The organism is Corynebacterium gottingense, assembly GCF_007559235.1.
Lineage (GTDB): Bacteria > Actinomycetota > Actinomycetes > Mycobacteriales > Mycobacteriaceae > Corynebacterium > Corynebacterium gottingense.
This window is the reverse complement of sequence record NZ_VMHH01000017.1, coordinates 1-15,074: the sequence shown is the minus strand read 5'-3', so window position 1 is coordinate 15,074 and position 15,074 is coordinate 1. Positions and strand designations below refer to the sequence as shown.

The 15,074-nt window shown below is 64.7% G+C and carries 7 protein-coding genes; 1 reads left to right on the top strand and 6 read right to left on the bottom strand.

What is annotated here, in order from left to right:
• The first annotated feature begins 400 nt into the window (after nt 1-400).
• Nucleotides 401-1,360, top strand: coding sequence for an endonuclease domain-containing protein (locus FPH17_RS11545; protein ID WP_154880721.1), 960 nt, complete (start codon nt 401-403; stop codon nt 1,358-1,360).
• 16 nt (nt 1,361-1,376) lie between these two features.
• Here the strand turns inward: FPH17_RS11545 and FPH17_RS11540 are convergent, their stop codons facing one another.
• From FPH17_RS11540 to FPH17_RS11980, 6 genes are all read right to left on the bottom strand, one after another.
• Complete coding sequence (locus FPH17_RS11540; RefSeq protein ID WP_154880719.1) at nt 1,377-3,818, bottom strand: zinc metalloprotease; 2,442 nt, start codon at nt 3,816-3,818, stop codon at nt 1,377-1,379.
• 36 nt (nt 3,819-3,854) lie between these two features.
• A complete protein-coding gene (locus FPH17_RS11535) occupies nt 3,855-7,121 on the bottom strand; it encodes a Rib/alpha-like domain-containing protein (protein WP_154880717.1) in 3,267 nt (1,088 codons plus the stop codon).
• 168 nt (nt 7,122-7,289) lie between these two features.
• The gene (locus FPH17_RS11530; protein ID WP_154880715.1) at nt 7,290-8,495 is read right to left on the bottom strand and encodes an acetate kinase; all 1,206 of its coding nucleotides are present in this window, start codon (nt 8,493-8,495) and stop codon (nt 7,290-7,292) included.
• Complete coding sequence (gene pta / locus FPH17_RS11525) at nt 8,496-9,851, bottom strand: phosphate acetyltransferase (RefSeq protein WP_154880713.1); 1,356 nt, start codon at nt 9,849-9,851, stop codon at nt 8,496-8,498.
• 231 nt (nt 9,852-10,082) lie between these two features.
• Complete coding sequence (locus FPH17_RS11520; RefSeq protein ID WP_154880711.1) at nt 10,083-13,340, bottom strand: hypothetical protein; 3,258 nt, start codon at nt 13,338-13,340, stop codon at nt 10,083-10,085.
• 718 nt (nt 13,341-14,058) lie between these two features.
• Nucleotides 14,059-15,074 (bottom strand): hypothetical protein (locus tag FPH17_RS11980; RefSeq protein ID WP_167496832.1); only part of this gene is annotated, 1,016 nt, incomplete at its 5' end.

Here is a 15,074-nt window from a genome sequence, read left to right as displayed (position 1 = left end):
GTCACTGTTTGAGTCATCGCTGATGGAGAGCAGGCGTGTGGGATAAGAATATTGTTAAACATCATATCCAGGATGATGCGAATAAGGAGTGAGTTCGCTTGCGCAACAAGATAGTGAACATCATGAAGCGTGCAGGAGGAAGAGTCTATAGCCGTATAATTTGTTTTTTTTTTTCGATGTGTATACGAGACTGGGTGCGGGCGGGGCCGGGTGCCCCTCTTCCTTGCTACTTGACGAGATCAGGGTGACGAGGGTACGAGAGTTTCGTCGCATCCTCGTCATCGTGATTTCGTCATCTAGGCCGCAGCCCGCACGTTTCCACACCACACCGGCCGGCGGCTGCTACATTGGCAGCTAGTGGCGATCGGGGGGATCGCGCCAACAGATCGGGGGAACACCAATGGATAAACGTGCGCTCATCGGCCATCTCATCCGGCCTGGAAGTGCAGACGAGCTCGCCTGCACGAAGCTGTCCGCGACCAAGTTCATCGCCACATCGGTGTGGCAGCAGCTCAAGCCCCACGAGCAGGAGTTTCTCCGCACGTACGCGGTTGGCGCGGCGGCGCAGACGGCCGTGCTGGTGGGGCGCTCAGCCGCCGTGGTGAGCGGCATGTGGGTCCTGCCCGACCGGCACGCGCCTGTCACGTTGTCCTACCCGGAGCAGGCGATGCCGGGGAAGGCGTCGTGGCTGAAAGGGGTGCAGTATCGGCGCCTGCGCATCCCGGAGGCGGACCGCTACGCCTTCACCTTGGAGCGCGACACCGTCCAGGTCACCACGGCCGCGCGCACGGCGGTGGACATCGCGCGGTTGTACGGGGTCCGGCACGGGGTGGTGGCGATGGATTCCCTCTTCTACCAGGTGGAACGCAAGGACCACCACCGGGTGTTGGCGGAGTTGGAGGAGGTGGTGGACAGGCTCGTCGGTAAGCAAGGCATCGCCCACGCGCGCAAGGCCCTGGCCTGGTGCTCGAGGAAGTCGCAGTCGCCGTACGAGTCGCTGCTGCGGGTCGTGCTACGCGAGCGCGGGATCGAGGTGGCGGAGCAAATGTGGATTGGGCAGTTCGTGCGGCCGGACCTGCTGTGGGGACAGCTGATCATCGAGGTCGACGGCGACGCAAAGTTCGCGGCGAACGGCCAGGTCGCGGCGCTCGAGCAGCTCGAGCGCGAGAACTGGCTCCGGCTGCAGCACTACGAGGTCGTGCGCGTGACTCCGCGCGAGCTGCTGCGCGATGAGGCAGGCGTCGTGCAGCAGATCCTGGAGCTCAAGGAGCATTCGTCGCTTCTCGACGCCCCACTCACCCCCGCCACCTCGTCCCGGCCCCAAGCGGGCGTGGACTGGCGGCGGCGCAAGGCGGGGTAGGCGCTACAGCCGACCGCTACAGCAGCCCGGCCTGCGCCGCGACGCCCGCGCCAATCCCCAGCGCCGCGAGCAACGCGAGGACCACGGCGATCGCGATGCCGGTCGAGCTCGAACTGCCCGCGGGCGAAGCAGTAGCCGCCGGAGCCGGCTCAGCAGGCGACGCGGGCGCCAGGTCGGTGACGCCCGGCGCGCGGGTCGGGGTGGGCAGGGCGGAGTTGGGGCGCGTCGGCACGGGCGTCGCGGTCGACGCGCCCGAGCCAGAGCCAGCACCCGAGCCCGAGCCGGGCCCGAGGAGCGCGGCTTGCGCGTCGGCGAGCAGTGGGGACCGGGTGCGCTGGAGTTCGTCGATAAGCGACTGCATCTGTGCCTTCGTGTAGGTGAGCACGGAAAAGTCCTGGGTCTCGTCGGCGACGAGGCGGCCGTCCTCGTTGTAGACGCGGAACTGGATGGGCATGGTGGCGTCGCGGTAGCCGGCGGTCTGGGCGATGGGGACCGTGACGGTGCGCTTGGAGTCGCTCGACAGCGCAGAGGCGACCTGCACGGTGTCGGACCACTCCCCGCCCGGGTAGGACGCCTGCACGCGGAAGCGGTGCGGCGCACTGCCCAGGTTGGACAGCTCGACGCGCACGGTGGAGTCGCTGCGGTTGGCCACGATGACGTTGGGCGCGTCCGGGTCGTTGAGCACGCGGAAGCCGGCCTTGCCGTTGTTGTGCTCGGCGGCGTGCTTCTCCAGGTCGCGCACGGTCACGTCGGCGCGGTGCGACGTCTCTTCCCCACCCGCCGTGCTCGTGCCGGCGGTGCCTTGGGCGGTGCCGATGCGCCCGTTGACCAGCTCGATGTGGTCCCAGTCCGGCGCGATGTCGTAGTCGCCGTCATAGCAGGTCACGGAGCCGTCGGTGCAGGCGCGCGGCAGCGGCACGGCGGCGTCGGGGCGCGCCTCCGTATCCGAGTAGTCGAAGTAGGCGAACTGGTAGAGGTAGTTCATCACGGACCGGTAGTTGGGCACGTAGTCCGAATCCGGGTGCGCCACGTTGTACGCGCCCGAGTGCGTGAGCCCCAGGTTGTGGCCGTATTCGTGCAGGATGCTGTTGCGCAGTTGCTCCTGCGACGTCATCAGCTCGTTCTTGGACACGAAGAACGCGCCGTCGCGCACCAGCCCGGTCCCGGAGGAGAGGTCGCCGGGCGCCTGCTGTCCGCCGATCACGCCGACGCGGAACACGCCCGCGCGGTCCCCCAGCAGCCGGTCGCGTTCAGCCAGGAGTTTCGCCGCGTAGGGCATGCTTGTCGACGCCCCTCCGAAGTAGTACTCCGCGTAGTCCTCAGTAGGGCCACCGTGAAAATCGGTGTAGGCGGGGATGTTGGTGTAGTAGGCGCCGGCGTCGATAAGCACATTGATGCCCTGGCGGTCAAACACCTCGACGAGCTGGTTCAGGGTGGCTCGCGAAGGCCGGTAGGTGTTCGTGTTCGCGCGCGAGCAGGCGGTGAAGGCGGCGAAGTCGGCCGGTGTGGGCGCGTAAGCGCGGCGGGTGGCGCAGCCGAGCGTCTCCCACTCGGACTTCATCCAGTTGAGCTGGAGGAGCAGGTCGGGCCGGTTGGGGTCCAGGCCCCACGCGTTGAGGGGGAACTCGGTGCCGTCGGCGGTGGTAAAGCCTTGCGCCTCGAAGACGTCGGGGAAGCCGTCGCCGTCCGTGTCGTTGAGGCGGTCGTCCGCGGTGCCGGTGAGCGTGGCGCTGGCGTGCAGCGACTCGCCGGGGGCGACGGTGCCGGCGAAGCGGCCGGCCTGGTAGCGGGCGTCCGTGCCCGGTTCGTCGGAGCCCGGTTCGTCCGAGCTGGCGAGGGCGGCGAGTGCGGCATCACGGTCGGCACCGGTGCCGATGCGCTGCGCCCCCGCCAGATCCAGGCGCAGCTGGTATGCCTCGCCGATGTGGAGGTCGAACGCGTCGCCGTCGCGGTCGGAGGTGACGGCGAATTCGCTGTCTAGGGTGCCGTGGGCGACGTCCACGCTCAGCTCGCGCGGGTCCTGCGCCAGGTTGCGCAGCTGCACGTCCACCTCCACCGAGTCCGCCGAGACGCGGAAGGTGCGCACCATCTCCACCTGGGCGCGGTCGTCGCGGTGGGTAAGCGTGACGGTCTCGGCAGCGCCACCCGTGCCACCGGTACCTTCGGTGACCTCGGTGTCGTCGCCGGCGTACGAGACCTGGGTGCCGGCGGCGGTGGCGTCGATAGACAGCGCATCCTGCAGCACGTGCACCGTTTGGTTGGGGTGGTTGAAGGTAAGCCAGGACACGCGGCCCTTGTTCACGTCCACGGTGTGGAACCCGCTCGGCGCGCCCGTGGTGAGCTGGACGGCAAACCGGCTCTGCGTGATGTCCGCGGCTGCCGGGCCGGGGGTGCCGGCGCATGCGAGCGCGACGGCGGTCAGCGCGGCGACGGTGGCGCGGGCGGGCCTGAGGCGCATCGGTTCCCCTTTCTGTGCGGAAGGCGGAGCGGCGGTCTAGCGGAGCGGGAAGGCCAGGAAGGTGCGGAGGAACTCGCGGTTCTCATACAGGCCGAACCCGACAGCACCCGTGCTGGCAAGGATACCCAGCGCAAGCGCGACGAGCTTCCCAACCGCGGAAGCGCCCTCGCCCTGGGCCAGCGCCTGCGCCGTCACGTCCGCCGGAAGCACCGTGACGGTGGCGTAGGCCGTGGCCTGCGTGGAGTCGGCGAAGGTCACGCGCACCGGAACGCGGCGTGGGCCGGGGGCTGCGTGTGCGGTGGCGGTGGCGGTGAGGGCCCCTGACGTGGCGTCGATACGCGTGGAGAGCCCCTCAACCTTCTCTACCAGGGAGAACTGTGCGGCCGCGAACGCGGGGCTGACCGTCACGGAGTCGCCGGGGCGGACCTCCGCGGCGCCGTACTCGGTGGGCTGCGCGCCGGCCATCGCATCGACCGCGGTCGCGCGAACCCCCACCAGCCGCTGCGAGCCATCCGGGAACGTGACCACGACCGGGACCTCGGCGCCGTCGCCCGCGTTCGCGCCCTCCGGGGCGGCGACGGTGAGCGCGCCGGTGGTGGGGTCGACGCTGCTGGGCCACGGCGAGCCCGAGTACTCGGCGGCGAGCGCGAAGGTGGTGCCCGCCGGCGCGCCTGTGACCTGGGCGGTCACGGCATCCGCGCCGACCGGGACCGCGACGGACGGCCACCGCACGTCGGCGTGGCGCGCCTGCGAGTCCGTGGTCACGGTCGCGCTCAGCTGGGTTGCGGATCCGTCCGGGAACGCCGCGCGCACGCCCAGGGTGTACGAGGTGTCCGCGGGGGCGCCATCAGGTAGTTTCGCGGTGATCACGCCTGTCGACGGCTCCACGTCAAGCTGCACCGGCGTCGCGCCCGCGGCGGCGAAAGCCACGCCCTCTGGCACCGCGCCGCGCGGGGCGATGGTGATGGTGCCGTCGGCGGCCGCGTAGGCGTCGTCGTAACGCAGCTCCGTGGCCTGCGCCATCGAGGCGGTGCGCCGCGCGGCGACGTGCACGGGCACGGTCTCCTCCGACCCGTCCGCGTACGACACGTGCACGTTCACGTCCAGGTCAGACAGTGTCTCGGGAGCGGTGGCCTCGACGCGGCCGGTCCGCGCGTCCACGCGCACGTCCCACCCATGCAGGTCCGCGGCGGGGTCCAGGCTGAACTCCGTTTCCGCCGGCAGGTCCCGCGCGGTCTGCGCCACGGTGGCGGTCTCCCCCGCGCCAGCCGCACGTTCCGCCTGGTAGGTAGGGGTGTACAGCTCCGCGTCGCGCGCCTTGAGCACCTCGAAGCGCGCCACGGTCCCCTCGCTCGACCCGTCGGGGTACACCACCTTCACGGGCACCAGCTTCGCCTTACCCACCTGCGCGTCCAGCGGCGGAGCGTACGTAATTGCACCATGCCTATCGACGCTCACCCCATCCCCCTCAACCTCAAACCTCGTCCCCTCCGGCAGCGGCTGGTTATCAAATTCGGAGGAGCGGACCGTGAAGGTGGCTCGCGGCGGCAGCGACTGCGCACTGCCACCGGCGCGGGCGTAGGCAACAGCATAGGTGGGCGTGTAGCGCTCGGCGTCGTTCGCCGCCTCCACAACCCGGACGCGGATGGTGTCCGTCTCCCCGTTGCTCGTGCGCACCTTCACCGGGTACTCGCCGGGCGCAACATCGCGCGACGGGCTCGCGTACACCTGGCCGCCCCGGAAGACGGTCACCCAGTCCGGCGCGCCTGCCTCTGCGGTGACCACGGCGGAGCGCTCGCTGCGCACAGGGTCGACCGCGTTTTCCGCGCCGGCCGCGACGGTGAACTCGTCCCACTCGAACTGGTCGATCTCCTCCGGGCCCGCGGGGTCGACGGGGACGGTAGGCTTTTCCGCCTGTGCGGAAGTTTTGGCGGTCGGTTCCGCAGACTCCGGCGCAGAAGTTTCCGCCTGTGCGGAAGTTTCCGCACTCGTCTCCCCCGCAGCCGTCACGGTGGGCTCCGCAGAAGATTCCGCCTGTGCGGAAGTTTTGGCGGTCGGTTCCGCAGACTCCGGCGCAGAGGATTCCGCCTGTGCGGAAGTTTCCGCACTCGTCTCCCCCGCAGTCGTCACGGTGGGCTCCGCTGGCTTTTCCGCCTGTGCGGAATTTTCCACACTCGTCACACCCGCAGTCGTCACAGTGGGCTCCGCAGAAGATTCCGCCTGCGCGGAAGTTTTGGCGGTCAGTTCCGCAGACTCCGGCGCAGAAGTTTCCGCCTGTGCGGAATTTTCCGCACTCGTCTCCCCCGCCACGACCAGGTCGAAGGTGTCGACGAGCCGCTCTCCGTCGTCAGTGATGAGGTCGACAGTCACGCTCGAGGTGCCCGGCTCCTCCGGGGTGCCCTCGATGACGCTGTCCTCGCCGTTGAACTCCACGCCTTCGGGCAGGCCGGAGACTTCGACGGAAGCGGCGTTGTCGGCGGAGATCGGGATGCGGATGGGCTCGCCAGCGGCAACCGGTTCCGCCGGTGAATCCGCCAGCTCAGCTTCCAGCGGCTCCAGGTCGGACGGGTCGCGGAAAGTGATGGTGAATTCGGTTTCCAGCGGGCCGGCGGCGTTTTCCACCGGCTCGCCGTGGCGGTCGACCACGCGCAGGGTCACCAGGTACTCGCCCGTGCCCTCGGGCCGGCCGTTGACGTAGAAGTACTGGCTGCGCTTGAGGCCGGGAGCCTGGATGGTGGTCCATAGCCCGTCGGGAAGCCCGTCGAGCTCCAGCTTGGAGCCGAGCGGCACGTTCACCGCTCGCAGGTAGAGGGGCAGGATGAGGCGTCCGGACCAGTAGGTCTTGTCACCGGGGGCGATGAGGTAGGGCTCGTCGGCTAGTTCCACGTGCGCGGAAAATTCGCCGGAGGTGCCGTCCGCAAACGTCACCTGGACGGGGACGTCGAACTCGTCGGTCGCGCCCTCGGTGAATGGGGTGGGTGGTTGGGCGGTGATCGCGCCGACGTCGTCAAGCTCGATGCTCCAGCCCTCGGGGGCCTCGAACCCTTCGCTGAGTGCCCAGGATGTGGGCTCGGCCGCGCGGCCGAACAGGCCGAGTGCGCGCACGGAGGCGGGTGCGGTGGCGGACTCGCCGAATGCGGGACGCAGCGTGTCCCAGTGCACGGTCGTGCGGGGCGCGGCGTGGGCGGCGGGTAGGGCTTGCGGCGCGGCGATGGGTAGGACGCCCGAGAGCGCGAGTGTGAGTCCGAATGCGCACGCGGCGAGCGAGGTGCCCCGACGACGTGACGAGCTGTGCGTGCCCATGGCCGCTCCTCCTGTGTTTGCCCGCGCACTGCGGGGACCGACCGCTTTCCTGGAAAACGTTATGGATGTTCCAGGAAAAGCCTACGTGCCCTTTACTTTACCGGCAGGGTTTTGCGATGCAAGAAGCCGCGACCCAACGCGGGGCCGCGGCTTCAGTGGAGGGGCGATTTACGCCGTCTGCTTCGCAATCGCGGATGCCTTCTGCGCGATCGCCAGCTCCTCGTTGGTGGGGACCACCAGGACCTTCACCTTGGAGTCGTCGGTGGAGATGATGCGCGGGCCGTCGTTAGGCTGCGCGTTGCGCTCCGGGTCGACCTTGATGCCGTACATTTCCATGTTGTCCAGAGCGTCCATGCGGACGTGCTGGTCGTTCTCGCCCACGCCGGCGGTGAACGTGATCGCGTCGACGCGGCCGAGGGCGATCATGTAGGAGCCGATGTAGCGGCGCAGCTGGTGGATGTACACGTTGTACGCCAGCCAGGCGTCGCCGTTCTCCTCATCAATCATCGTGCGCAGCTCGCGGAAGTCGTTCACGCCCGACAGGCCCTTCACACCGGACTGGCGGTTGAGCAGGTTATCAATCTCGTCGATGCTCATGTTGCCCTGGCGGACCAGGTGGAAGATGATGCCCGGGTCGATGTCGCCGGAGCGGGTGCCCATGACCAGGCCGGCCAGCGGGGTAAGGCCCATCGACGTGTCGATCGCGTGGCCGTTCTCCACTGCGGAGCAGGACGCGCCGTTGCCCAGGTGCAGGACGATCTGGCGGGTGTGCAGCGGGTCGCGCTCGATCAGGGCGGGAACCTGCTCGGAAACGAACTCGTGCGAGGTGCCGTGGAAGCCGTAGCGGCGGATCTGGTTGCGCTCCGCCACCTCCGCGTTGATGGCGTACAGTGCGGCGGCCGGCGGCAGGTTGCGGAAGAAGCCGGTATCAAACACGGCGACGTGCGGGATGTCCGGCAGCAGCTCGCGGGCGACCTCGATGCCGTCGATGTTGGCCGGGTTGTGCAGCGGGGCGAGCGGGATGAGGTCTCGGATCATCTCCACGACCTGGTCCACGATCAGCTCCGGCTGGGAGAAGACCATGCCGCCGTGCACAACACGGTGGCCGACAGCCTGGATGTCAATCTGGGTCGGGCCGATGCCCTTCTTCTCCAGCAGGCCGAAGCTTTCCTCCAGGCCCACCTTGTGGTTGGGGATGGCGCGCTGCACCACGTACTTCTGGCCGTTGTGCTTGATGGTGATGCGGCCCTGCGGCTCGCCGATCTGCTCGACCAGGCCGGACACGAACGGGTCGTCCGAGGCACTGGATTCCGGGTCCACGACCTGGAACTTGATGGAGGACGAGCCAGAGTTAATAACCAGTGCGTATGCCATTTACTTTGCTCCTGCCTGGATAGCGGTGATTGCGACGGTGTTGACGATGTCCGGCACGGTCGCGCCTCGGGACAGGTCGTTGACCGGCTTGTTCAGGCCCTGCAGCACGGGGCCGACGGCCAGGGCGCCGCCGGTGCGCTGCGCGATCTTGTAGCCCGCGTTGCCTGCCTCCAGGTCGGGGAAGATGAACACGTTTGCCTGGCCCGCCACCGGGGAGTCCGGAGCCTTCTTCTTGCCCACGCCTGGGTCGCACGCTGCGTCGAACTGCAGCGGCCCGTCCACGACCAGGTCCGCGTCCGCTGCCTTGGCAGCCTCGAGCGCGGCGACGGCACGGTCCACGTCCGGGCCCGAGCCAGAGGTGCCGGTGGAGTAGGACAGCAGGGCGACCTTCGGGTCGATGCCAAACTGCGAGGCGGTCTTCGCGGAGACTGCAGCGATCTCGCCGATCTGCTCCGCGGTCGGGTTCGGGTTCACGGCGCAGTCGCCGAATGCCCAGAGGCGGCCGCGCATGACCATGAGGAAGATGGAGGAGACCACGGATGCGCCCGGTGCGGTCTTGATGATCTGGAAGGACGGCTTAATGGTGTGCGCCGTGGTGTGCGCGGCACCGGAGACCATGCCGTCCGCCATGCCCTTGTGCACCATCATGGTGGCGAAGTAGGAGATGTCCTCCATCGTCTCCCGAGCCTGCTCGAGCGTGATGCCCTTCTTCTTGCGCAGCTCCGCGAAATCAGCCGCGAACTCCTCGCGCAGCTCGGACTCGAGGTGGTTGATCACCTGCGCCTTGGACAGGTCCAGGCCCTGCTCGTTTGCGCGGCGCTCAATGTCCGCCGGGTCACCCAGGATGGTCAGCTTCGCCACATCCTTGGCCAGCAGCTGGTGCGCGGCCTGCAGGATGCGGTCATCGTCGCCCTCGGGCAGCACGATGTGCGCCTGCTTCTCCTTTGCGCGACCAATCAGCCAAGACTCAAACACCTCGGCGCTCATCACGGGCTCAGCCGCCGCGTCCACCTTCAGGGAGTCCGCGTCAAGGGTCCCTTGCTTCACGACGCCCGCGAGCACCGCCCCCTTCTCACCCAGCACACCCTCAACGTGCCCGGTCTTCTCCGGAGTCGGGGTCACCAGCACGACCGGCACGCCGTACGCGGCGGCGACCTCCGCGTCGAAGGTGTAGTCGCCGCTGCCCAGGATGAGCGCGTCGCCGTCCGCGAGCAGCTCCTGCGCGTACGCCTCGGCGAGGGTCTCGCCCTCGACGCGCGCGGGACGCACATTCAACTGAGCCGCGAGCGCGTCAACGTCGACGTCTTCCAGCGTGCAGTTGGCCGCGGTAAGAAGCAGGGAGTGGCCTTGAGCCATGGGTTCCGCCTTTCGTGTCCAGGCGTTTCACTGCCTGGTTCGAGATGCCAGTAAACGCGATCCATTGTACCGGTAAAGGTAAGACTAGTCGGCTCCGAGCTACCCGCGTTTGAGTGTGGTAGCGAGCACTCCCCTCCTCTGCAGACGCAAAAGCACCGGCGCAACACCCCCCTACTCGTGGGGCGTTGCGCCGGTGCGGTGTTTACACGGTGTTAACCGCGTTCGGAATGGCTACTTAGAGGAACCATCCAGTTTGACGGAGCTACCGCCAAGACCACCAGGAGCGCAGTTGTCGTAAATGATCGTGCCAGCCAGAATGCCAGCAGCAACCACCGCGATACCAGCACCGACGGAAGCCAGATCGAAGCCTGCCTTACGTAGCTGCTCATTCATCTGCGACAGCGCCTGCGCAGTCTGCGGATTGAACATACCCAGGTTCTGCTGAATCTGCGCATTCGCACGCTCCAGATCCTTCGAGACGTTCTCGACAAACTCAGAGACACCCGGGATGGACATCTGCGTTGCCAGACCAACCGGGATCAGCGCCAGCAGCGGCAAACCGAAGCCCACAGCAGAAGCCGCACACTTACCCTTATCGATCGCCGGCTCCTGCGGGGCCGGAGTACCGGTCGGGTCGGTTGCGCCACCCTTCGCCACAACCGTCGTGGTGACCGTATCGATGGCCTTGCCATCCTTATCCTTGACGGTCACCGTGATCTTCTCACCCGGCTTCGCATCACCATTGGCAGTAATGACCAGGTTGCCCTTGCCATCAAGCTCAGCCTTGCCCGGACCCTTGGCCTCAACGGTGGTACCAGCCGGCACCTTGCCGCCCGTGTTCGGAACAGTCACGGAACCACCAGGAGTGATCTCCTTCGCATCAGCCGTAATCTCCCAGTCCGGAAGCTCAATCTCCGGCGTCACAGTCGGCGGAGTCGGCTCATCAGAAGGATCGGCCGGACCCTCCGGATTCTCAGCCGGCTTGGAGTCCGGGTCATTCGGATCGGTCGGAGCAGGGTTGCCGTCCTTATCCTTGTTGTTGACCTCGTCACCATCATTGGTGCCGTCCTCATCGGTGTCGGCCTTCTTCGGATCCGTCGGAGCACCCGGCTTACCGTCCTCGACCTTCTTGCCGTCCTTATCGAACGGGTTCTTGGAGCCATTGACCTCGTCACCGTCGTTAATGCCGTCCTCATCGGTGTCGGCCTTATTCGGATCGGTACCGAGCTCCTTCTCCTTCTCGTCGGTCAGACCGTCGTTATCGGAATCCTTCGGATCCTCAGCCGGAACAGCCGGCTTGGAGTCCGGGTCATTCGGATCGGTCGGAGCAGGGTTGCCGTCCTTATCCTTGTTGTTGACCTCGTCACCATCATTGGTGCCGTCCTCATCGGTGTCGGCCTTCTTCGGATCCGTCGGAGCACCCGGCTTACCGTCCTCGACCTTCTTGCCGTCCTTATCGAACGGGTTCTTGGAGCCATTGACCTCGTCACCGTCGTTAATGCCGTCCTCATCGGTGTCGGCCTTATTCGGATCGGTACCGAGCTCCTTCTCCTCCTCATCAGTCAGGCCATCCTTATCGGTGTCCTTATCCGACTTGTTCGGGTCGGTGGGCTCGTCCTCCTCGGACTCATTCGGAACAGTCTTGCCGTCCTCATCCACCTTGGTGTTGATCTCGTCGCCATCGTTGACACCGTCACCATCGGTGTCCGGATTCTTCGGATCAGTGTTACCCGGCTCGCCGTCCTCATCGGACTTATTGTCCTTGAACGGGTTCTTAGAACCGTTTACCTCGTCACCATCGTTGATGCCGTCATCATCGGTGTCAGCCTTATTCGGATCGGTACCAAGCTCCTTCTCTTTCTCATCCGGCAGACCATCACCATCAGAGTCCTTAGCGATTACGAACGAGTCAGAAGCAACGTCCTGTGCGCCAGAGACAAGTACCGCAGAGTAGATGTCGCCAGCCTCAGCATCATCCGGGACGGTGAAGGAGCCACAGTCCTTCAGGTCATTGAGAAGCTCAATGTCACAAGTCTTGCCGGTCGGCTTACCGTTCTTGCGCCACTCGATCTTGTTCGGCAGCACCGGAAGATCACCAGAGAGCTTTACCTCAGCGACATCACCAGGCTTGGCCGGGGTGTCGGTGGTATTGAAGTTGGTGATGTCCAGATCTACGCGGCGGTCCGGAACTGCAGCGAAATGGATGTTGTAGAAACGAGCACCACGAACCGGAAGTGCCTTCTGCTCTGCTGGGCTACCAGACGGCGCCCACGTGGTGGAGTAGTTATTCACTGAGTGGAAAACAGGCTGCTGCCACTGGCCATAGCCAACGATTTTCTCACCATCTTTATTTTCGACCCACATGAACGTATCGTGCGGGTGATACTCATCCTTCGGCACGTGGATGGTGTAATCACCGTTCTCATCAGTCTCGGTGTAACGGACTGACTGGACGTACTCTGGGTGCTCCTCGAGCATCTGCTTGGTAGCCAGCGCGCGCTCTTCAGCCGGCCGTTTCTTGATTTCAGCGTTGGCCTGGCGACCTTCTTCCGTCAATGTAGCGGCGTACACCTTGTAGCCAATACCGGAAGGCTCTGCCGTACCAGTCGAACCGGTCAAGAGCTGACGCTCATCGCCGGTCTCTAGCCATACACGGCCGGAGTAGTCGTACCAATCATCGATACCTTTAACCTCCCGGTCATCCTTGATCACCTTCAGGTCATTCGGAAGCGGCAAGCCCGGCTCCGGCTTCTTGTCGCCCATCCAGTAATTGTTCGGGTTAGTCGGCAATTCGGCAAGCCAGACACCAGTGCCCTGCATGTTACCGTTCGTACCAACAGCACCCGGGAACTCACCCAGCCCGTCGCCGGACCCCTTGCCGTACGCATACGGTGTATAACCCGGAGCTACACGAACGATTTCACGTTCATTTCCAGTCTCTTCATTGTCCGGCGACTCCGACCAAACACGGAACTTCTGAGCCGTCAAAGCCTTGTACTGACGCTCCTTACCGTTTGCATCAGTCCACGTCGGCACCTTAAAAGCGTACATACCCGGGCCGTTCGCACCGAGGACTCCGTCAATAGTGTGGGTTTCTGCGGAGTAAATCGGGGACTCCGCGCCATCTACATCCTTCCACTGGAAGTAGACCTTCGTGCCATCCGGCGCTCCCTCGAAACCGTCGTACTTCGTCGATAGAATCGCGGAGTTCTTCGGCGTCATCAGGTTGACGCGGCCAGAAACAACGTCCTTGGCGACGGTCTGCGCAGCAGATAGCTGCGTACCGGAGGTAATGGTGCCGTCTGCGATTGCGTCGATATTGATGGCGCCATCCGCATCAGGCGCGGGGTCGCCTGCCAGCTGGGCAGAAGCTGCCTGGACGGTGTTCGGCGCTGCGATCGGCTGCGCAAACGGGGCAACCAACGCGAGCGACAGCGCTGCTGCCGCAATAGAGGTCCCGCGACGGCGGGAGATACTGTACTTCTTCATGCTGTGAAATCTTCCTTCCACGAAGATGTTCTGGACAAAGAGAAAGCCCGAAGGAGCGTGGCTGCCAGCACCTGCCTAAGGCGATAGCAGGGACGTCCACGCCGACTTTCACACTTGTCAATCTAGTGACGCTCGCCTGTCACTCGCCGCAACGTTTTCAGCGCATCCCAATCCTGATAAGAAACAAGGAAATTGGGCGTTCGACTGGGCAGGTGTGGCGTCGATAGGCGTTGGCCTGCGAGTTTGTGTGCTAGTGAGACGTGAAGGATGGTCGAGAACGTGAAGTACAGCCGTGAAATTCGATCTATACGTAAGAAGTCACGACAGGAGCGTTGGGCCGGTACTTCTGCATATCGGGACCCGATGCGCTGATGCTGATCGACACCCAAGGAACAGGCAATCTGGGCTGAGCACTCGCAAAACATTTGTCCAGGTTATTCTCTCGGGCAATGGAAGTGATAGCAGTATCGATACAAGAACGTCTTCACGAGCGTACAAGATTGTCGAGCGATTGAGCGTCAATTAATTCTTGCTAAGAGTTTGCGCATGAGCTATTTTGCACCCCCGAAACGGGTGGACGGCTCACAGAAAACTATCGAGGGCGTTCGAGTTACACTGCGCGCGAGGTGTGAGGGAACGCGAAAGCGCCCGCCCCGATCCCCATACGGGGAGCAGAGCGGGCGCGGTGCTTACGCGGTGTTAACCGCGTTCGGAATGGCTACTTAGAGGAACCATCCAGCTTGACGGAGCTACCACCAAGACCACCAGGAGCACAGTTGTCGTAAATGATCGTGCCAGCAATGATGCCAGCAGCAATCACCGCGATACCAGCACCGACGGTGGCCAGGTCGAAACCTGCCTTACGCAGCTGCTCATTCATCTGCGACAGCGCCTGCGCAGTCTGCGGGTTGAACATACCCAGGTTCTGCTGGATCTGCGCATTCGCACGCTCGATCTCCTTCGAGGTGTTCTCGACGAACTCGGAGACACCCGGGATGGACATCTGCGTTGCCAGACCAACCGGAATCAGCGCCAGCAGCGGCAGACCGAAGCCCACAGCAGAAGCCGCACACTTACCCTTATCAATCCCCGGCTCCTGCGGGGCCGGAGTACCAGTCGGGTCGGTCGGCTTCGACGGCTCATCAGTCTTCTTGTCGACGATCGAGCTGACCGTGCCGATCACAGTGCCGTTCTCATCCTTGATGGTCACCGTGATCTTCTCACCCGGCTTCGCATCATCATTGGCAGTAATGACCAGGTTGCCCTTGCCATCAAGCTCAGCCTTACCCGGACCCTCGACCTCAACGGTGGTACCAGCCGGCACCTCGCCACCCGCATTCGGAACAGTCACGGAACCACCCGGGAAAAGCGAACCAGTATCCTTATCAGCCTTCCAATTCGGAAGCTCCGCTTCTACAGGCTTATCCGAGCCATCGTCGTCCACACCCTTGGCGTGGCCAGCAACCGGAACCTCGACCTCAACCTGACCATTCGGCAGATCCTCATCCGCAATAGTCACCTTGATCGGACCATCAACATCGGTACCCGGAGTGACAACAACATTGCCATCGGCATCAATACGAGCATCGACCTTGTTGCCATCCTCATCGGTCGCAGTCACCGTGGTGCCCTCAGGATTATTCACCTTGACACCAGTCGACTGCTCCTCACCATTCGGCTTCACCTCAGACGGATTCTCAACACCCTCAACCGTGGTCTTCTCCTCGACCGGCT

Excerpts from the sequence above, each read along its gene's own strand:
- FPH17_RS11545 (WP_154880721.1), top strand. The coding sequence starts at position 401 with ATGGATAAACGTGCGCTCATCGGCCATCTCATCCGGCCTGGAAGTGCA.
- FPH17_RS11540 (WP_154880719.1), bottom strand. The coding sequence starts at position 3,818 with ATGCGCCTCAGGCCCGCCCGCGCCACCGTCGCCGCGCTGACCGCCGTC.
- FPH17_RS11535 (WP_154880717.1), bottom strand. The coding sequence starts at position 7,121 with ATGGGCACGCACAGCTCGTCACGTCGTCGGGGCACCTCGCTCGCCGCG.
- FPH17_RS11530 (WP_154880715.1), bottom strand. The coding sequence starts at position 8,495 with ATGGCATACGCACTGGTTATTAACTCTGGCTCGTCCTCCATCAAGTTC.
- pta (WP_154880713.1), bottom strand. The coding sequence starts at position 9,851 with ATGGCTCAAGGCCACTCCCTGCTTCTTACCGCGGCCAACTGCACGCTG.
- FPH17_RS11520 (WP_154880711.1), bottom strand. The coding sequence starts at position 13,340 with ATGAAGAAGTACAGTATCTCCCGCCGTCGCGGGACCTCTATTGCGGCA.